This is a genomic window from Alteromonas sp. ABH2_165 (assembly GCF_056159945.1).
On the sequence record NZ_JBSWWF010000008.1, the window covers coordinates 92,575 to 111,758 of the forward strand.

The following is a 19,184-nucleotide window of genomic DNA, read 5'->3' on the forward strand; positions in this document are numbered from 1 at the left end:
GTCAGGTATTTTCCGCGTCACCAAATATTTCTGACCACACTTTTTTCACCTCTACGCGTAAATCACTCAAGTCACTTTGATCAGCAAATCGATGGTCGGCTAAGGTAAGCTGATGATAACGATCCCGCAGTTGTAAGTATGCTTCTTGCAGCTGTTGTGACGTCGAATCTGACAGCAAATTTGCATCTCTTGCAGCATCTATAATACGAAGGTTATCTGGATAGCGGGTAAGTGCAGCATTGTTACTGGCATGACCAAGCACTAAAAACTGAGCAATAAACTCAATGTCTGTGATACCACCGTTACATTGCTTCAAATCGATTCCTGCGTCGGTATCTGACAGCAAATGCTCGCGCATTTTCTGACGCATCTGGCTAACCTCAGCGGCCAATTTGTTCACATCTCTGTGCTGACACAGAATGTCTTTGCGAGCGGCTTCAAAATCGCCCAGCAGGTTACTGTCACCCGTAATGCCGCGGGCTCGCACCAATGCTTGATGTTCCCAAGTCCAGGCATCTTCTTTCTGATATTTAATAAACCCTTGTAGGTGACAACTGAGCAACCCGGAATTGCCCGACGGGCGCAGGCGAAGATCGGTTTCATAAAGTTGACCAAACAGGGTTTTAGTACTGAGCAAGTGCATCATGCGTTGCGACAATTTGATGTAAAACTGATTGGCATCGAGTTGGCGTTTACCGTTGGTGTAACTGTCTCGCGGGGCGTTATGAATAAATACCATATCGAGATCAGAGCCGTAACCCAATTCGTAGCCGCCGAGTTTGCCGTAGCCAATTATCGCAAATCCGTATTCATCGTCCTGCAGATGTGCCGGTTTGCCATATTTATCCGTGGTATGTTGCCACGCGCTGGCAAGAACGTTTTCTAGCATGACCTCTGCCAATGCGGTCAGTTTGTCACTCACGCTGGCGATAGGCAACGAGCCACTGATATCACTGGCGGCAATACGGAGCTGCTGGCAAAGCTTAAATTGCCGCCAGGCATCCATGGTCATTTCCACATCTTCCGGCTCGATGCGCATTAGCGACTGTCGCAACTCGTCACGATAGATACTCAAGCTCTGATTGAAATCCGTTTTTTGCTGCTGAAGGTAGAGCGGCGTGAGTAGCTCGTCGAGCAATAGGGGGAAGCGCTGGATTTGGTCCGCTATCCATTGGCTACGGTCACAGAGTTTAAGGAGTTGTTTGAGAACATCCGGGTTCTCCAACAATAAGTCGAGATAGGTAGTTCGGCCGGTTATTGCGCTGATCACCGATAGCGCCCGATCTAATACGACTCGTGCTTTTTGAGGCGCTTGCTCGATAAGCACATAAAGCACTTCCGGCATGAGTTTATTGAGTGTGTCCCGCCCACGCTGCCCCAGTCTCGACTGGCTGAGTTTGTCGCGAAATGCCATAAATCGTGTGTAAATAACATCAGCATCGTCAGGGTGAATAGGCGGACACAGCAGAGCGGAGAATTCAGCAGGACTCAGCGACAGATTCCAGGCATCCTGGCACCGCTTGAATACGCTGTCGTCGGCATCATGGCTGTCTTCACTGTTATCAATAAGGCCACGAAACATGATGTGGACACTGTCACAGACATCAGCCAATTCCTTTAAGAAGGCCTCATAGCCTTCAAAGCCCATCACTTCAGTAACAATGGCCCGACGTATGTCGTCATCAGGCAGCAGCTGGGTTTGTTCGTCATTGATTTGTTGCAGGGTGTGTTCGGCTTTGCGAAGAAACAGGTAATGGCGGTAAAGGGCGCTAATATCTTCTTCTGATGCCAGGTTTTTTCCTGCTATGGCTTGTAACGTCTGTTTCAAGCCTTTTACCTGTAATGCCGGTTCGCGTCCGCCGTGGATAAGTTGGAAGCTTTGCGCGAAGAATTCAATCTCCCTGATCCCGCCGGCGCCTAGCTTAATGTTACTGGTTAACTGACGCCGACGCTGCTCTGAGGCTATCAAGCCTTTCATTTCTCGTAGGGCATCAATAGTGGTGAAATCCAGATAGCGTCGGAAAGTAAATGGGCGCAGAATGTTTTCAACGTCCTGACGATACGGGGAGGGAGGATTCAGCACCCTGGCCTTGATCATGGCAAAGCGCTCCCAGTGACGGCCTTGCTCTTGATAGTAGTCTTCGAACGCTGCCATGTGCATCACAAGAGGCCCGCTATCGCCAAACGGACGCAAACGCATATCAACACGGTAAACCTGACCATCTGTGGTAATTTTATTGAGTGCGTTAATCAGTTTCTGCGCGAGTTTAATAAAAAACTGTTGGTTTTCGATGGGCTTCTTCGCCCCTTCCGTTTCGCCTTTTTCTGGATAAACAAAAATCAGGTCGATATCTGAGGAAAAATTCAGTTCTTTGCCGCCTAGTTTTCCCATGCCCAGAATCAACATAGGTTGCGCACCGTGTTCGCCCATGGGAACGCCGTAGCGTTGGCAGTGTTGTTGGTACAAGCTGTTGTAGGCGCCTAGAATTAGTGCGTCAGCCAGTGCTGAAACCTGGGTGAGTGAGGTTTCAATGGTTTGCTGATTCAGCATGTCGAGCCAGGTTATTCTGGCCATATGCTGATTGCGGAAAACCCGCAGTGCTTTTGTCAGGCCGGCTTCATCTTGTTCCGCTAGCAACGGCGAGAGCGCATCGCTAAACGCATCTACGGTATCGGCAACAGGTTCCTTTGACAGACATTCAGACAGCAAGGTCGGGTGAGCAAGGCATTGACGGAAAATAAAATCGCTACAGCCCAGAGCAGCTATAATTGTCTCTTCGTGTTCACTGAATTCACTGAGGTGCGGATGTCGTTCGCAAAGGGTTTGCCAGGCTTGTTCACCCTTTTTCTGGATAATCCTGTTTTTTAGTTTTGTCGTAGGCATAATACGCGGGATCATTTATATCGGTATGCGCCGAGTCTGGCATAAGATGCGGATGGTCTCCAGTTCAACAGTTACAACTTTCCTTTTATTTTCGGAGTGATAGTTCATGGATGCGTTGGTTAAGTTAAACCCGGTTCCCCACGATATATGGATATACCTGCTGATTGATATTGCTATCGCGCTGGCGCTTTTGATGGTGATGAAGTGGCTGTCTGGTGCTTTTCGCAAACATTCCGTAGTAGAAGAGTTAGGGGTTCAGGATAACTTCGCATTCGGCATTAGCATGGCCGGTGGCATGTTATCACTCTGCATCGTGTTGGCATCTGTTGTAGGGCGTCATGTAGGACAAGGCTACACGGAAGCGGCAATTGGTATGATTACCTTTGGTCTTGTAGGTGTCGTCCTGGTGAAGTTCGGCCGCTTCGCCCACGACAAAATTGTGCTAAACCGACTCGATACCATGGGGCTTATTGAAGATCGCAGCGTCAGTGTGGCATTGGTGGATGCATCCAGTCTCATTGCCAGCGCCATTATTCTGCGTAGTATGATGCTGTGGGTCGATGGCAGTGATATGAACGCGCTGATAGCGATTATCACTGGCTTTACCGTGGTGTTGGCGCTATTAATGATGATGACCCGGCTCTACGAAATCCGCTATGCCAGAGATAATCAAAACGACTCGTTTCAGGGAGCATTGCGAAAAGGTCAGCTTGCACTAGCCGTGGAACATGCCGGTAATTTGCTGGGGATTGCTATGATTGTGTCGTCAGCCAGTCACCTGCTTACCTATAATCCTTCCGGTTACGTGAGCAACATCACCGGCTGGTTGATTACGGGGGCAATCTTGTCATTGGCGCTGTTGGTGTTAGTGACGCTCAGTAAAAAGTTACTCTTGATTGGCCTGGATTATCGCCAGGAAGTCGATCAACAACATAACGTGGGCGTAGCGTGTTTAGAGCTTACGCTGAGCATCGGTATCGCACTGGTGGTAAACGGTATTCTGGCTTTTCTGGACGTTAGCGCTTAACGGCAAGTTCATTGCAGAGGGGCGCTTAGTTATCTTGAAAAAGGTGGGTGCAAACCTCTGCTTCGAAGGGGAGTGGCCGTACGCCTTTAATCAGCGCCAGTTTCTGAGGCCGCTTTAACTGTTTCAAACTATACTCGCAGCGCATGGCGTCAGATTTACCAGACACTGACGCAATCCATCTGAACTTTATCGGACCTTTACCTTTCAAAGCTCTCGCTCCGCCTTTAATTTCCCCGCGATGTTGTCGAATACGACGTTGCGGGGACGTGGTCACGCCGGTGTAAAGCTGGCCCAGACGATTTTCAACGATGTAGATATACCACTGCGGCGCCGTTGTCTGCTCTTTTGTATCGATGACTGGTATACTCTGCTGCAACTTAAAAGCTAGTAAATAAAACGATGATTCTACCAGACTTTAGCGCAACGCGTATTCTGATTGTCGGCGACCTGATGCTCGACCGGTACTGGACCGGCGGCACCGGCAGAATTTCCCCTGAAGCACCGGTTCCTGTGGTCAATGTGAACAGTATCGAAGACCGTCCCGGTGGTGCTGCTAACGTGGCAATTAATGCGGCATCACTAGGTGCAAATGTCACTTTGCTGGGGCTTTGCGGTGACGATGAAAATGCCGCTATTCTTGCAGAAAGGCTGACATCTTTTGATATTCAACATGAGTTAGTCCGTTGTGCGGGGCACGATACGATTACCAAATTGCGTATTATGAGTCGAAATCAGCAACTGTTGCGCCTGGATTTCGAAAAGAGCTTTGCCGATGTGGATAAAAGCGCACTTGTCGCCGCTTACGAAAAAGCGCTGGCAGATCACGATTTAGTGGTGCTTTCCGACTATGCGAAAGGCTGTCTGTCGGATGCCCAGGTATTTATCAAAGCTGCGAAAGCGGCGGGAAAACCTGTCGTTATCGATCCTAAAGGGCAAGACTTCTCCCGCTATGCGGGTGCCACGCTCATTACACCTAATCGAGCCGAGCTTGAATTAGTGAAAGGCCCTGCCGCTGATGAAACCACTCTGGTTGCTCAAGCCGAGTCATTAAGAAATGAACTTGAACTGTACGCAATTTTACTCACCCGGTCTGAGCAGGGCATGACGCTGTTTTGTGCTGATGAAGCCCCGTTCCATTTACCCGCGAAAGCAAAAGAAGTTTACGATGTGACCGGTGCAGGTGATACCGTCGTGTCGGTGCTGGCATCTTCTATCGCAGCCGGCGTGAGCATGCCAGATGCCTGCGTATTAGCTAACATTGCTGCAAGTATTGTCGTTGGCAAACTAGGTACTTCTACAGTAACAACCACGGAACTCGCTGTTGCACTGGGTGAACAATCCAGCCATTTGGATGGCGGCGTGATGACCGAAGAGCAGCTCTTGTCTGCCATGGCCCAGGCCCGTCATCGTGGCGAACGTATTGTGATGACCAATGGTTGCTTTGACATTCTGCATGCGGGCCATGTGAGCTATCTGGAAGCTGCCGCTAAACTTGGTGACCGTTTGATCGTTGCCGTGAATGACGACGCATCGGTATCGCGTCTGAAAGGGCCGGGTCGACCCATCAATAATGTCAGTCGAAGAATGGCGGTGTTGGCCGGCTTAGCAGCCGTAGATTGGGTTGTTCCATTTAGCGAAGACACGCCGCAACGTTTGATCGCCGGGCTGCTCCCAGACATTCTGGTGAAAGGGGGAGACTACAAGGTAGAGGAAATCGCCGGCGGCCAGGAAGTCATGGATAATGGCGGTGAAGTGCGGGTATTGCACTTTGAAGAGGGTGTGTCGACAACGGGAATAATCAGCCAAATCGTTAGTAAACAGCAGTAGGCAGAAATCCCGCTTTATTCGTCAATAAAGCGGCTTCAGGCATAGCGATACTCACGGCTTTACGATACCCTTAAATCTTCACAAGACGTGGTTTAAGCATAGCGGTATATTCATGTACGAAAGTTTTTATGGACTCGATTCCAAGCCATTCCAGTTAACCCCGGATCCGGCGTTTTTCTTTGCCAGTAAGTGGCACAAACGGGCGATGTCATACTTACAGTATGGTCTGTCACAAGCAGAAGGATTTATCGTTATCACCGGTGATATCGGTACCGGTAAAACCACCATCGCTAACAGCCTGCTGGCTGAAATTGAAGATGATATCGTTGCTGCTCAAATCGTAACACCCAAACTCACGCCAGACGAACTGGTGAAAATGGTGGCATCGAAGTTCGAGATCAATACAGCGGGTCTGACTAAAGCCGATATTCTCAAAGAACTTGAGTCTTTCCTTTATGCCTTAAGCCAACAAGGCCGTCGCGCGCTTTTACTCGTGGATGAAGCGCAGAACCTGCCGCTGGAAACCATCGAAGAATTGCGAATGCTGTCTAACTTCCAGCAGAACGGTAAACCCTTGTTGCAGAGCTTTCTGTTAGGTCAGGAAGAGCTTCAGCCTATTTTACGTGCGCCGAACATGGAGCAGTTCCGTCAGCGTATTGTTGCATCATGTCATTTGGCTCCATTGGTTGCCGACGAAGTGGTTCGCTATATCGAGTATCGTATGGAGCATGCGGGTTGGAATCGTGGCGCGTTGTTCTCTCAGGAAGCGTATTCTCGTATTCACGAATTCACCCGGGGCGTACCAAGAAAAATTAATACGCTCATGGACCGCATCCTTCTGTACGGATTTCTTGAAGAGTTGGAAACCCTGGACGAAGAAGCGGTAAATGCAGTGATCAGCGAAGTCAAAGACGAGATGTTTGTACCTGACTCACCGTTAGCTGAGATGGATGAAGACGATGACGACGAAGAAATGGATTTGTCAGAGGTCATGGCGAGCCTGAAGCAAAAAGGCCCCCATTCAAAATTGATTACGCCAAAAGGTAAAGAAGTGCAGGACGCCGAATACTATAAGGCAATGCTTGCTGAGCTGGTGGATGCATTGGACGATGCGATTGCGCATAAGGTTAAACTCACGCAATACATCGACAAAATGCTTAAGAAGAAGTATCAGACGTACGTCCGCATGAAAGACGAGGAATGATGGCATTGGGATATTCTCAATAACCGTCAGCCAATAAAAAACGCCGCTTCAAGCGGCGTTTTTATTAAACGTTAAACACTATTCGTATTCGTAACGAACCGTCAATGTAATTCTTCGCTCATCGTAATTCGCACCATAAACCGAAGTTGCAAGCGTGCCGGTACGCTTCATGTAACCAGCCTCGATATCGCCACTGAGGCTCTTACCAAACTTACGTCGAAGACCCGTTGATAATAGCCACTGCTCGTTATCTGCAGTTGACGTTCCGTTGTCTTGCTCAGTAGTTCCATAGCGAAGGCTCCCAAGTAGCGTTGTGCGTCTTCCGAGTTCGTAAGTACCACTCACGGTTGCAGAGTAAATGGTTCGCTGTCGATTGAACTCAAGGAAGTTGTCGTCAGCATACTGCAAATTTAATAGTACAGTTGCCCGGCGCCCTTGAAGCCCCATTTCTGCAGCCGCTGATTTTCTCAATATAACAGCATTAGATAATTCAACGCCCGAATCGATAAACTGAAGATATTGTTCACCGTCACCCAGCGAGTAATCAAGCGAAGGTGGCTGGAAACAGTCTGCAGCAGTAAACTGACCAATAGGACAGACAAAAATGCCAAGTGATTGAGGGTTGGCTACAAGCTGGCTATATGACGTGACTTGTTCGTTATATCGTAAGGCTCCGCGTATTTTACGGGAGTTATAGGTCAGTGCTGCACTGCCCGATTTACCGTAGAAACGTCGTCCATAGGTAGCCTGGAAGCTGGTACGTGGGGTTATCGCCCAACGGGTGTCGATACCAACGAATATGTCGCCATCGTCTCTTTCTACATCTGAATTGACTTTGTTAGCTGTAATTGCCACATAGTGGCCAGCATCCTGGCGGTAAGTTAACCCCACACCATAACTTCTGAACTGCCGCTTGTTACTGAATTCATCGGTACGGTCGGTAAGTTCATTGGCGTCATAACTGGCGTTAAGACGAATGCCAATGGGGCCGTAAACCATTGAATCGAGTGAACCGGTCAGGTAGGTACCTGAGTAGTCCCCGTTACTGGTTTGTTCGTCGCGCTCAAGATCACGGTACATGCCTGTGGCAGTCCAAAAGTAATTTTGTGCGTCATTGCCGTTCATCAGATAAAAATCTGAGGTCATTGAGTCGTTGTTGAACGTTGTCGTTGGTCGAAATTCTGACTCGCTTGAGTCACCGGCTGAGTAGTTAACTGAACCGCCACCAGCGATGTAATCACCCTGGGGTAAAGTGAGCTTGGCGCTATAGCTTTGCGTTTCAACTTTCACCAACTCTTCAGCGTAGAGAAAGTAATCTGAAATTAGAAAGTTAGCACCTGTATTGTCGAGGAAGCGTTGGCTGCCTCGTGTTTCGAGTGTCAGCAGATTATCAATAGCTTCCCAACTTGCACCGTAGCCATATTCCGCGTAGGTATCTTTACGGACAACATCGTCGGAATCCCGTTCCATCTGCGTAACACTACCAGTTACATAGCCGCGAAATGTACGTGATGTATAACCAATACGACCTTCGGGCGTAACGGCAAGTGTCAACAGTTCCTCATTTCGCACATTGGAATGACGATTCTGCAAAAGTGATTTAGCTTCTACCGAAGCTGATACATTAAGGCCTTCAGCATGCGCGAAATGAGCCGTTAGCACTAAAGCTAACGGCGACAGCACAGGTAACCAATTTTTTTTATTACGCTGAGATGCTCGCATACTAAGGGTTTTGCCTTTCTGCGTAGTAGTATCCATAGTAGCCGGTTCCTTCCGGATCATTATTCACCGATTTGTTAACAACGAAGCCGATTGCCATGTCTGGGTTCAAACGTTCGACTGCATGACGAACATCATTTAGTTTTGACTTACCTTCTTCAACCACTACCACAGCTTGGCCGGCGAAGTTTGCCAGTACAGCCGTTTCTGTAATCCCGATCAGGGGCGGTGTGTCAAAGATAACGATACGATCTGGATAGCGGTTGGCAAACTCATTTACTGTTTCGGCCATCTTCTCACTGGCCAGAAGCTCAGTGGTCAAATGGTGAGAACGACCGGCAGGAATGATTTTCAACTTATCAAGGTTAGTGGGGTAGAGTACGTCAGATATATCGTCCACTTCACCTGTGAGATATTCCATCAAACCTTCACGACGTTGTAAGCCTAATGTATTTAAAACATTCGGCTTTAACACGTCAGCATCCACCAACAGTACGGTTTTGTCCTGCTCGGCTGCAATACTCATTGCCAGGTTACACGCCGTGAACGTTTTACCCTCTGACGGGCGTCCACTGGTAACCATAATGATGTTACTGTTTTTCAGTGTTGAAGACAGTTTACCGAAGGCGTTGTTGATGAGCTTCCGCTTGATTTCACGGTACTCTTCGTTAATTTGCTTACGTACACCATTAATAGAAATATGACCGTTCTCTTCTAAACGTTGAATATCAAGTTCAAACGGTTCGAGAGTCGATGACTTACCTAAAGGTGCAGGTTTAGGTTTCGCAGCAGGCTGAGTAGCAGAAATAACTTCCTCTTCAGACACTGCCGGCGATTCAGAAGAGGCAGAAGCTGCTTGTTGAGCTTCAAGTTCAGCTTTCTTCTTCTGGGCTTCACGCTGCCGTTGCAGCGCTTTTTCAATTGTACTGCTCATTACAAGATACCCTGCAGTAGATCGATATTAAGCAATTCTGCTCCAACTAATAGGCCATACGCCATCACTAATATTCCTGAAGATACAAGGAAAACAGCCATGCGCACCCGGTTTGTCTTCCTGATTTCATTAATGTTCAGGTGAGTTACCGTGCCCCAGACTGGATAGTCTGTAATTTGATTGAGCTGCGACGCTCTGACCAACAGTGGAGACAATTGGCTAAACAGGAACGCAAGACCAATACCAATACCGAAGCTTAAAAGCAGCACAACTGTGTAGTAGATGATGCGATAAGGGCCGGAAGGCTCGTTCGGCTGAAGAGGAGGCTCAATGATTCGGAACTGCAACTCTTCAGCTGAAACATCAGCGCGACGAGACAGGTCTGCTGACTCACGTCGAGCCAGTAAGTCTTCGTACTTGTCTTTAGTGATAAAGTAGTCACGGTTAAGCGCAGCTGACTCGGCCTCGATTTGCGGCACTAAATCTATCTTAGATTCGAGAGCAGCAATACGGCGTTGTAAATCCTGTTCTTTAACGGTGAGTGCCGCAACAGAGCTCTCATGGCGACTGATTTCCAGTTTAAGTTCCTGGTTTAAATCGCTCATGGGCACGCCATCAGAATCACTTTCGTCTGCATTTCGAAAATCATCGATTTCTTTCTGACGGGCTTCTTCCAGATTCGCAAGCAAGGCTTTCGCTTCTATAACGTCAGGGTGTTGATCAGTGAAACGCAATTGAAGATCGTCAAGACGCTCTTCCAAGGTTTTGATTCGTTCATCGTAGCGAGTACGAAGCACCGAATCAGACTGATTACTCACACCAAAGCTATCGCCAGTGCCTTTAGAACGTGATAGCTGATTGGTTAACGATTCAACCTGCTGCGTTGTTTGCTTTATCAACAAGCGTGTGGCTTCGAGCTCGTTATTCAGCGTTTGCAATGTTGAATAGAAAGTACCTTGAAGCGGGAGAATATTATTGTACTGACGTTTGAAGTTGGCAAGGCGTTGCTCTGCTTCAGAAAGTCGTGACTCGTACTCAGCAATCTGCTCATCAAGGAAACGGTTTGCGGTATCGGTGTCGCGACGGTTGTTGCCGAGGGCACCTTCTACGAATAAATTCAGCGTTTCCTGAACCACAGTTTGCGCCATAGCCGGGCTTCTGTTTTCGTAGGAAATGGTGAAAATGTTGTCGCGACCGGTAGCTCTTAATTGAATATCGGTAGACAAGCCATTTACCAGGTTATCAAATTCTTTGTCGCTGGTAGTGGTTAAATCTAAATCGCTTTCTCGAGCAATGGTTTCTACGTTTGACCGGCTAAGCAGTGTTTTTGCCATTGTCTGTATTTCTTGGTCAGGGTTTGTCTGTATGGCCAAACCCTTCAACAATGGCTGTAACACGGAGCGGGTATCAACGAAAACCACGGCCTGCGATCGGTAAACGTCTGGAAGCATCGCCACGTAGGCGAAACCTATCGGGCAGAGTATCCAGGTACACACCATGATAAGACGCTTTTTGACCCAAATTCCCTTTACATAGTCGTTAAAGTGACCGAGGGCGCGCTGTAAATCCTGCATTGAATGTCCTAACTACTTTTTACTTCTAGAACCAGGCTTCTGGAATAATTACGATATCGCCAGGCAGGATATCAATATTCTTAGAAATATCGCCGTCACGGATCAGATCATCAATATTCACATCGTAGGTCGCTTGCTCGCCGTTTACGACTCGAACCAGTTTGGCGTCATTACCGTTAGCGAACTCGGTCAATCCACCCACTGCAATCATGAGATCCAGTAATGTCATGTTTTCGGTGTAGCTAATAGCACGTGGGTTAGTGGCTTCACCAATAACACGAACCTGTTCGCTGAGAGGACCAGAAAAATTATTCAGGCTAACCGTAACGCGAGGGTTATTAATGAAAGTAGACAGCTTTTCTTCAAGCTCTCGGGCTAATGTAGAAGGGGTTTTTCCTGCAACATCAACGTCTTCTACTAATGAAGTCGTCACTTTACCGTCCGGACGAACGATAAACTGACCAGAAATTTCAGGGTTACGCCACACAAAGATAGTTAACGAATCACCAGGACCGATAAGGTATTGATAATCATTAACATTTGTTGTCTTTGATGGGTGTGCTGTTGCAGTTGGCAACGTAGAGTGGCTTGTGCATCCAGAAAGGGCTGTCATGGCGCCGACAACCGTCAAACTTAAAACTTGTTTAGACCAATACATGAGAGTTCATCCTACACTCGGTTTAATTAATTTTTTTGCCTTAATGTAATTTACCCTACGGCAAATACCACTATAATGCCATCATCTTATGTAGTCTATTACAATAATAACCTTTATCATGTACAAAGATGTTGCAGTATCAGGGGGCCAAGGGTGGCGATAAATAAGCACAATCAAAGCAAGCGTTCAAACATTCTTGTTCTAACCGAAGCTCTGCTCGTTGCGTACATGGGATACATTACGCAGTTCATTTTGGTTCAGATCGGTATTAGTGAACCGGTAAGTATTGAGAAATTAGTGGTAAATGTAGGCATGCTCACTGTTAGTATCCTGCTTTGCTCACTGTCTGTGGGGCTTTACGAAGCTAAGCTCAGAGAAACATTCCGCGGTATTATTCGTCGAATTTTCGTGAGTGTGGGTCTGAGTTATTTTCTAGTGGAAGTGGTCAGTCGCGCGCTGTTCGACGAACTGACGATGCATTCTTATTTCCTGCCAGCGGCTGTATCTAGCATTATTATCACGCTGGTGATATTCCGCTACTTCACCAACCGCTTGGGCCTACTTGGCCTAGGTAAAGTGCGCATTGTCGTGCTGGGTGCGGGTGAGCGTGCATCTATTATAGAAAAGCGAATGCGCCGCGATGTGGACCGTATCGGATTTGATCTGTTGGGATTTATTCCCATACCTGGTGACAACCGGGAAGACGGCATCAAAAATGAAAAAATCATTCACGTTAAAGTCGATGAGAATTTTCAGCAGTTTATTGCCGACAATGAAATCGAAGAAATTGTCATTGCTTGTGACCAGCGTCGAGGTACGTTACCCATAGATGTCCTATTCGAATGCAGACTACGCGGTATTGAAGTGACAGACTTACTCGACTTCATGGAACGTGAAACAGGACAAATCGTTGTCAACCTCATGTATCCAAGCTGGGTTATTTACTCTAATGGTTTCCATAGTCAGAACTATCTGCGTGATGCAATGGATTACTTTCTCAATGCATTTCTTGCCTCGTTTGTGTTTTTCTTCACCTGGCCATTCATGCTGATCACCGCCATCATCATTTGGTTGGATGACGGCCGACGGACAGGCGCCTCTGTATTTTATAAACAGGAGCGTGTAGGTCTGAACGGAAAGCTGTTTAAGATCATTAAGTTCAGAAGTATGCGGCCTGACGCTGAAAAAGACGGTGCAAAGTGGGCCAGTAAAAATGATGATCGTGTGACCCGTATTGGTCACTTCATCCGTAAGTACCGGGTTGATGAATTACCGCAGCTGTTTAATGTTTTCAAAGGTGAGATGGCTTTCATCGGTCCTCGTCCTGAACGGCCTGAATTCGTTGAGAAACTGGTACGTGAAGTGCCGTATTATAATCAGCGCCACAACGTTAAGCCGGGCCTTGCTGGCTGGGCTCAGCTAAATTATCCCTACGGTGCGAGCGTTGAAGATTCAATGGAAAAACTGAAGTTTGATCTCTATTACGTCAAACATCAGAGTCTACTGCTGGATATTCTCATTCTAATTCGTACGGTAGAAATCGTTTTATTTGGTAAAGGGCGCTAATTTTCCGCAATCGCTATTGCTTAAAAAGCCGTTGTATAACATCAGGGTAGAAGTATGAATAAGGAGATGGGTATGATGGCTTTTTTTGCTAAGCATCCAGCAAGAAATATATTGCTGACGCTTGTTGGGTTAGCGCTTTTTTGGGCATTGGTTAATGCGCCAGTTATGCTCACCTTATGGCGCCATGGTTTCGACGATGGTACCTACTCCCATTCCTACCTTATTCCTTTCATTTTTATTTATCTGCTAATTGTACTTGCCCGCCGGGGGGAATTGCAGCCCCGACAATCCGTGTACTTGCCCGCAGTGTTTGCTTTTATAATTTGTGCCGTAGGCTTTTACTTTGCACTTACTGCACAGTTGTCGCTGCTATATTGGACGTTTTCTTTGTTACTGTTGGCTAGTGCGTGTTGGATCGTTGTCCATTATACGTTAGGGCTGGCTTACGCAATTGGCTTCTTATTGTTCATGTATCCAATGTGGGGTGCGTTACAATATGTGCTACAACATTTGTCTGTTTTTGCGGTGATGAACTTAATGAATCTGACCGGAATTCCCACCTATGTGGAAGGGACTTCCGTAATGATTCCGGAAGGCACCTTTATTATAGCCGGTGGGTGCAGTGGTCTGCGTTACTTCATTGTTTCTCTCGCCATTGGCTCAATGTTTGTTTTTCTTAACCTTAGAAACAGAGTTTCTGTGGTTAAGTTTATAGCGTTGGCGATTATCGGTGCACTCATAACAAACTGGATTCGAATCGTGGCGCTGGTGTTGATTGGCCACTTTACCGAAATGCAGAGCGACCTGATGCATGACCACAATAATTTTGGCTGGTACATCTACGCGCCTTTCATCATATTGCTCTTTTGGTACGGCGAGAAATTGATTAAACAAGAACTCGCTGATGTGTTGCAAAAGCAAGAAGAGGCTGCGGCACTGAAAACATACCGTCAACATATGCCCAATGTTATTATTGCGTGCTGCTTAATTGTCCTCTCTTCTTCAGTACTGCAACTGAATGTCCTAACGCCGCCAATTGACAAAGAAAACTGCAACCAATATCAATTGGAGAGTGAATACGCGCCGTATCTTCCTTATGGCCCAACAATATGCACAACACAACAACGTGCCGGTGGCATTGCATATCATACGCTTTCAGCCCTCTACAATGGTGAAGATCCTGACGGTAAGCCAACGCAATATCAAGTCCGCCTAGCGCCGGAGTCGTGGCAGGAGCTGCGTCGGTTAGAGAATGGCTCTTGGACTATCCGCATATTTCGAAATGGCCGCGAACAGCATTTTATCGCTTATAGCTACATAACCCCCACAGAGCAGGTTGCCAGTGAAACGGCAATGAAAAAAGCCAGGGTTTCAGCTGCGCTAAAAGGGGAACGGCGAGCGGGCTTACTATGGGCACACGCGCAATGTCCCAATAACTGTGATGCAGTAATTCAACAGTGGCCGGCAGTATCTCAAGCTTTCAGCTTCCAACAGTTCTGAGTGCACTATGCGTGTCCGCGTTATCGATTCGGCTGACGAATTAATAGGGTTGGCGCCCTTGTGGCGTCAGTTGTATAAGGCCGCTGGGAATCGCCAAATTTTTCTACATCCCGAATGGCATTTATGCTGGCTTCGTCAATATAAAAAGTACATTCGTCAGCTGAAGATATTTACAGTTTTCCGCGGTGACGAATTGGTTGCCGTGTTACCTCTTTATCAGCGAAAGCATGAATGGTTTCAACTTCGTTTTATTGGTACTGGAGAATCGGAAGAAAGTGAAGTGTGTACGGAATACCACGATATTCTAATGCACAATGCTAATCAGGAAGACGTTTTAAAGGCGCTGAAAGCGGCGCTGTTAGCTTCTGGCAAAGGCCTAGTGCTTGCCAACCTACGATCTGACTCGCTGTTATTACGGCTATGTAAGCAGCTTTATAGCGCTTCACTGATGCACTCTGTACAGGTTCAATCACGATTTTATATTCCATTGATAAATGATGGCTTGGCTAAATCAAAACTTAACAAGAAATCAAAACGCTACCTTAACCTAGTTCACCGTCTTGGCGGGCAATTACGTATTTGTGAAGACAAACAGGATTTGCCGCAGTATTTCGATGAGCTCGTCAGCTTGCATAAAAAGCGCTGGGGCAAAGCAAACACACCAACCATATTCGATAACCGCGACTTTTTACAATTTCATCAGGCTCTGGCGAAATCCCTTTTCGATAGTGATGAACTCATATTAGCAACGTTAGAAGTCAACGGTCAGCCCGTTGCGGCTTTTTACGGCATGACATCGGCAGATTCAGTGTATTTTTATCAAAGTGGCATTGATGATGGCTTTACGCCGAATGTTTCACCAGGAACGGTTATTCATTTTCTGGTGGCCCAGGAGGCAGCATGGCGAGGTTTTAAAGAGTATGATTTTTTGGGAGCGTCTATCAATGATAGCTATAAACAACGACTCACTGAAAATAGCGAGCCATTAGTTGCGATTAACGCTTATCATAATCAGGCACAGCAATGGATTGATAGGCTGCGCGTAACAGCCTGCAAAGTCATGAGACGACTTTCGTGACACTCAACTAGCCGTAACGTTAACTAGTCTCAATTGAAACTAAACTCAATTCAACGTCGCTACTCATCGCCAAACGCCTTTAAAAAGCCTCTCGCACAATTTTCCCATGTATAGGTTGCCACAGAGTGTCTTAATGCGTCTGGGTCCCAGGCGTTATTCAATGCAGCTTCAACACTATTGGCAACGGATAGAGCCGTTAGCTCGTGGATTAATATTCCGTTAACACCATCAGTAATGATTTCCGGGATGCCACCCACGGCCGTTGCTATCGGTGGGATGCCGGCAGCTAGCGCTTCCATAATCACATTGGGCACGCCCTCGCGATAACTAGGCAATATGAGTGCCGTCGCATTCTTTAGTACGCCAGGAATATCTTTATGCATAACAGGGCCGCGAAGCGTTATTCGATCACCAAGGTTTAACTGGGCGATCCGTTCTGCCATGGCTTGTTCTTCAGGGCCTTTACCGACGATATCTAAGGTCACCTGAATGCCGTTCTCTTGCAGCAGCGCCATGGCGTCTATCAGTTCAAATACTCCTTTGGTTCGCAGCCAATTACCTATAAACAACAAACGCGGTGTGTGCTGTGCAACGGGGGCTGCTGAAAAAGCATCAAAGCTCACGCCGTTGTACACCGTCGAGAGCGGAAGGGGAGAGGTGGCTTTCTGAGAGATTTTATTTGCCAAGTCTTTGCTTACGGTGATGACTGCATCTGCGCTTTGAAAAGCATTGAGCATTTGCGACTGTCTACCGTTTTGTTGGAAATGGAGGTTGATATCAGTGCCAACGCAATGAATCACAACGCGGTTTCCAAAAATACGCTTAAACCAAGTGGCGACCACACCTTCAGGAAACGCCCAACTGGCAACAATCTTCTCTGAACGGGCAAGTTTGATGAAAGGAAAAATGCAACAAAGCATTGAAACCAGCAAGGTCAGTGAATAGGTACGACGCCCAAAACCAGGCAAAAAAAGAAACGGGAAAAAGCAGGCACGGCTTTGCTTTAGGTTGCCTTTTAAAAGTTGCTTAAAATAAATATGTGCTGGAACCGGTACCAGCACATCGACGTCTGCAAAATCGCGTAAAGCCTCTACTATTTGATAGTTGTATGCCGCTCTGGTTGGTTCCCAGGGTGAAGGATACAAGTTGGTAAAATAGGTAATTGCACTGCGCTTCATAATGCATTGACGGCTTTTAGATAAATGTCAGAGACCTGACTAATGTCAAAAGAAGATTTCACTAGCGCCAAACCACTGGCTGAGAGTTCTTGCCATTGAATTTCATTGGTCGCCATTTTATTCATCGCTGCAGTGAGCGATGCCTGGGTATCATCGACAAACAGACAAAAGTGCTGTTGTTGATCGAGGTTGGGTATTTCACCCACTCGGGTAGATATGGCCGGTATTCCTCTGGCAAGGGCTTCAATGAGCGCCATTGGCAGACCTTCCGTGGTTGAATTTATAACCAAGCAGTCAAGGTGCTTGTAAATGTCGTCTTCATCCAACACATTACCGTGTGTAAATACCTGATCATGTAACTGGTGCTGCGCAATCGCCCGCTCAACATTTTCTCTTTCTGGTCCATCACCAAAAAGATGCAATTCACATGCATATTCACCATTTAGTTCAGCAAAGGCATGAACAACTTTATCAATCTGTTTAAGTGGTACCATTCTGGCAACACACCCAAAGCGGAAGGGGCGAGATGGCGGTTGTGGTAAGGCTGAATTAGCTATTACGCCATTTTGAATCACTACAGTACTTTCAGGGGACCAGTTATAGCGTACTTTCACACTGGTTTTCACTTTTTCTGATACTGCAAAGTCCTGATCGATATAAAGTGCGGCTATCCAGTGACTTAAACGCATGCCTCTTTGAGAAGGAGAATCTTCACCGTGATGGGTATAGATGACCTTTTTATCCAGCAAAAATGGGAAAATGGGCATGAGTGCTCGAATTACTGCAGGAGAATGGATATGAATGATGTCGAAGTCGCGGATGAGGCGCTTGGCTGTTGCCAGGCGTTTAAGCACACTTTGCGTATTGTTAATCACTCTGATCCCTCGCTTTTCTACAATAGCTTGAAAAGGATCATTTACATGCCCATAGCTCAGAGCTGCCACTTTATAACCTTGCTCATGTTGATAAGTCAGGAGGTTTACAGCACACTTTTCTGCACCTCCAACCTGAAAGCTGCTCACACAGTGCAGTATTTTTTGAGTCTTCATTCTATATCCGTTTGGCGTAGGTGAGCATTTTCTTAAGGGCTGTGTCATCCATCATGTATTCGATGGGGAACCGACAGAGGTCATATCGATTCTTCGTCAAATTCACATTTACGCCAGGATGAAAATTAAAGGCAATTTCGTAGCCATTATTTATCAGTGCTTCAATGACACTGTCATTGTAGGTGTTTTTACTTCCAACCGGATAACTAAAAGCGCGCACTTTCTTACCAAGCTTCTCTTCCAAAATCGACTTCGAATGACTGAGCTCGAAAAGCATCTGTTCATCATCCAGTTTGGCGAGAATGTCGTGGCTATGCGAATGTGCGCCAATATCCATACCATTCGCACTCAGTTCGCGAATGTGCTCCCAGGTCATAAACTCTGAATTTGGGTAAGCAGTGGGCTTGCCTACAAAGTTCTCAATGTCAGTGATTTGTTGACAAATTGGTGATGTAGACTGCTTAATTTGATTGAGTATCAAGCGTACAAAAATTTGTCGGTTACCGGTTAATTCTACAGTTTCTTTCCAGTAAGGGAGTTTTATCTTTTTAATATGAGAACGCTGAATTAAATAAGCGACCTTGTCCCACCAGGGAAGCTCCGCATTTTCAATAAGGCCCGTAGCAATAAAGAACACAGCTGGGATTTTCAATGACTTGAGGATCGGGTAGGCCAATTCAAAATTGTCCCGGTAACCATCGTCAAAAGTCACAACGAGATACTTTCCATTAGCCCGCGATTTGTTGCTGACTAACTCAATAAGCTCACTCAGACTAATAATATCAAAGTACTGTTTGAGGTAAGTGAGATGTTGTTGAAGTTTTTCTGCAGAGCAGGAATAAACATTCGGATCCAGTTTACTGCTGGCAACATCACCTATCCGGTGCAGGTTGAGTACATAAACACCATTGGGCAAGTGTTTCCAACGAAAATCGGAAACGCCCAATAATGACTCAACTTTTGACTGTATCCTTTTGGCTAGCACA

The 19,184-nt window shown here is 46.7% G+C and carries 15 protein-coding genes; 6 read left to right on the plus strand and 9 right to left on the minus strand.

Features of this window, described 5'->3' with window-relative positions; translation table 11 throughout:
* Nucleotide 1: 1 nt before the first annotated feature.
* The gene (gene glnE, locus ACXAFQ_RS15820; protein ID WP_474824345.1) at nt 2-2,884 is read right to left on the minus strand and encodes a bifunctional [glutamate--ammonia ligase]-adenylyl-L-tyrosine phosphorylase/[glutamate--ammonia-ligase] adenylyltransferase; all 2,883 of its coding nucleotides are present in this window, start codon (nt 2,882-2,884) and stop codon (nt 2-4) included.
* Nucleotides 2,885-2,990: 106 nt separating this feature from the next.
* Between glnE and ACXAFQ_RS15825 the strand changes: the two genes are divergently transcribed.
* On the plus strand, nt 2,991-3,911 hold the full coding sequence (locus tag ACXAFQ_RS15825; RefSeq protein ID WP_474824347.1) for a DUF350 domain-containing protein: 921 nt from the start codon (nt 2,991-2,993) through the stop codon (nt 3,909-3,911).
* Between the two features lie 25 nt (nt 3,912-3,936).
* Here the strand turns inward: ACXAFQ_RS15825 and ACXAFQ_RS15830 are convergent, their stop codons facing one another.
* A complete protein-coding gene (locus tag ACXAFQ_RS15830) occupies nt 3,937-4,287 on the minus strand; it encodes a GIY-YIG nuclease family protein (protein ID WP_474824349.1) in 351 nt (116 codons plus the stop codon).
* Nucleotides 4,288-4,310: 23 nt separating this feature from the next.
* On the opposite strand from ACXAFQ_RS15830, the gene hldE reads away from it, so the two are divergent.
* Together hldE and ACXAFQ_RS15840 are read left to right on the plus strand one after the other, a co-directional pair.
* Nucleotides 4,311-5,738, plus strand: a complete 1,428-nt coding sequence (hldE, locus tag ACXAFQ_RS15835; RefSeq protein WP_474824351.1) for a bifunctional D-glycero-beta-D-manno-heptose-7-phosphate kinase/D-glycero-beta-D-manno-heptose 1-phosphate adenylyltransferase HldE — start codon at nt 4,311-4,313, stop codon at nt 5,736-5,738.
* Nucleotides 5,739-5,850: 112 nt separating this feature from the next.
* The gene (locus ACXAFQ_RS15840; RefSeq protein ID WP_474824353.1) at nt 5,851-6,942 is read left to right on the plus strand and encodes an XrtA/PEP-CTERM system-associated ATPase; all 1,092 of its coding nucleotides are present in this window, start codon (nt 5,851-5,853) and stop codon (nt 6,940-6,942) included.
* A 78-nt stretch (nt 6,943-7,020) separates the two neighbouring features.
* On the opposite strand, the gene ACXAFQ_RS15845 is transcribed toward ACXAFQ_RS15840, so the two are convergent.
* From ACXAFQ_RS15845 to ACXAFQ_RS15860, 4 genes are read right to left on the minus strand one after another with little or no spacing between them, the layout of a single operon-like run.
* Nucleotides 7,021-8,700: a porin family protein gene (locus ACXAFQ_RS15845; protein WP_474824355.1), complete on the minus strand. Its 1,680-nt coding sequence runs from the start codon at nt 8,698-8,700 to the stop codon at nt 7,021-7,023.
* Entirely contained in the window at nt 8,666-9,595 is a 930-nt protein-coding gene (locus ACXAFQ_RS15850; protein ID WP_474824357.1) for an XrtA-associated tyrosine autokinase, read from the minus strand. The genes ACXAFQ_RS15845 and ACXAFQ_RS15850 overlap by 35 nt, the downstream gene beginning before the upstream one ends.
* The gene (locus tag ACXAFQ_RS15855; protein WP_474824359.1) at nt 9,595-11,169 is read right to left on the minus strand and encodes an XrtA system polysaccharide chain length determinant; all 1,575 of its coding nucleotides are present in this window, start codon (nt 11,167-11,169) and stop codon (nt 9,595-9,597) included. The genes ACXAFQ_RS15850 and ACXAFQ_RS15855 overlap by 1 nt, the downstream gene beginning before the upstream one ends.
* A 25-nt stretch (nt 11,170-11,194) precedes the next feature.
* Entirely contained in the window at nt 11,195-11,782 is a 588-nt protein-coding gene (locus ACXAFQ_RS15860) for an XrtA/PEP-CTERM system exopolysaccharide export protein (RefSeq protein WP_425388382.1), read from the minus strand.
* Between the two features lie 198 nt (nt 11,783-11,980).
* Between ACXAFQ_RS15860 and ACXAFQ_RS15865 the strand changes: the two genes are divergently transcribed.
* The 3 genes from ACXAFQ_RS15865 (at nt 11,981) to ACXAFQ_RS15875 (ending at nt 15,971) form a co-directional block, all read left to right on the plus strand.
* Nucleotides 11,981-13,393, plus strand: a complete 1,413-nt coding sequence (locus ACXAFQ_RS15865) for a TIGR03013 family XrtA/PEP-CTERM system glycosyltransferase (protein WP_474824361.1) — start codon at nt 11,981-11,983, stop codon at nt 13,391-13,393.
* 72 nt (nt 13,394-13,465) lie between these two features.
* Complete coding sequence (gene xrt / locus ACXAFQ_RS15870) at nt 13,466-14,893, plus strand: exosortase (protein ID WP_474824363.1); 1,428 nt, start codon at nt 13,466-13,468, stop codon at nt 14,891-14,893.
* A gap of 7 nt (nt 14,894-14,900) precedes the next feature.
* Nucleotides 14,901-15,971 carry a GNAT family N-acetyltransferase gene (locus ACXAFQ_RS15875; protein ID WP_474824365.1) on the plus strand — a complete coding sequence of 357 codons (1,071 nt, stop codon included), beginning with the start codon at nt 14,901-14,903 and terminating at the stop codon, nt 15,969-15,971.
* A gap of 59 nt (nt 15,972-16,030) precedes the next feature.
* On the opposite strand, the gene ACXAFQ_RS15880 is transcribed toward ACXAFQ_RS15875, so the two are convergent.
* Genes ACXAFQ_RS15880 through ACXAFQ_RS15890 form a run of 3 tightly spaced genes read right to left on the minus strand, consistent with a single transcriptional unit; the run spans nt 16,031 to nt 19,183 of the window.
* Entirely contained in the window at nt 16,031-17,149 is a 1,119-nt protein-coding gene (locus ACXAFQ_RS15880; RefSeq protein WP_474824367.1) for a glycosyltransferase, read from the minus strand.
* Nucleotides 17,146-18,198: a glycosyltransferase family 4 protein gene (locus ACXAFQ_RS15885; RefSeq protein WP_474824369.1), complete on the minus strand. Its 1,053-nt coding sequence runs from the start codon at nt 18,196-18,198 to the stop codon at nt 17,146-17,148. Before ACXAFQ_RS15885 ends, ACXAFQ_RS15880 begins: the two co-directional genes overlap by 4 nt.
* 1 nt (nt 18,199) lies before the next feature.
* Nucleotides 18,200-19,183: a polysaccharide deacetylase family protein gene (locus ACXAFQ_RS15890; RefSeq protein ID WP_474824371.1), complete on the minus strand. Its 984-nt coding sequence runs from the start codon at nt 19,181-19,183 to the stop codon at nt 18,200-18,202.
* Nucleotide 19,184 lies beyond the last annotated feature (1 nt).

Excerpts from the sequence above, each read along its gene's own strand:
- glnE (WP_474824345.1), bottom strand. The coding sequence starts at position 2,884 with ATGCCTACGACAAAACTAAAAAACAGGATTATCCAGAAAAAGGGTGAA.
- ACXAFQ_RS15825 (WP_474824347.1), top strand. The coding sequence starts at position 2,991 with ATGGATGCGTTGGTTAAGTTAAACCCGGTTCCCCACGATATATGGATA.
- hldE (WP_474824351.1), top strand. The coding sequence starts at position 4,311 with ATGATTCTACCAGACTTTAGCGCAACGCGTATTCTGATTGTCGGCGAC.
- ACXAFQ_RS15840 (WP_474824353.1), top strand. The coding sequence starts at position 5,851 with ATGTACGAAAGTTTTTATGGACTCGATTCCAAGCCATTCCAGTTAACC.
- ACXAFQ_RS15845 (WP_474824355.1), bottom strand. The coding sequence starts at position 8,700 with ATGGATACTACTACGCAGAAAGGCAAAACCCTTAGTATGCGAGCATCT.
- ACXAFQ_RS15850 (WP_474824357.1), bottom strand. The coding sequence starts at position 9,595 with ATGAGCAGTACAATTGAAAAAGCGCTGCAACGGCAGCGTGAAGCCCAG.
- ACXAFQ_RS15855 (WP_474824359.1), bottom strand. The coding sequence starts at position 11,169 with ATGCAGGATTTACAGCGCGCCCTCGGTCACTTTAACGACTATGTAAAG.
- ACXAFQ_RS15860 (WP_425388382.1), bottom strand. The coding sequence starts at position 11,782 with ATGACAGCCCTTTCTGGATGCACAAGCCACTCTACGTTGCCAACTGCA.
- xrt (WP_474824363.1), top strand. The coding sequence starts at position 13,466 with ATGATGGCTTTTTTTGCTAAGCATCCAGCAAGAAATATATTGCTGACG.
- ACXAFQ_RS15875 (WP_474824365.1), top strand. The coding sequence starts at position 14,901 with ATGCGTGTCCGCGTTATCGATTCGGCTGACGAATTAATAGGGTTGGCG.
- ACXAFQ_RS15880 (WP_474824367.1), bottom strand. The coding sequence starts at position 17,149 with ATGAAGCGCAGTGCAATTACCTATTTTACCAACTTGTATCCTTCACCC.
- ACXAFQ_RS15885 (WP_474824369.1), bottom strand. The coding sequence starts at position 18,198 with ATGAAGACTCAAAAAATACTGCACTGTGTGAGCAGCTTTCAGGTTGGA.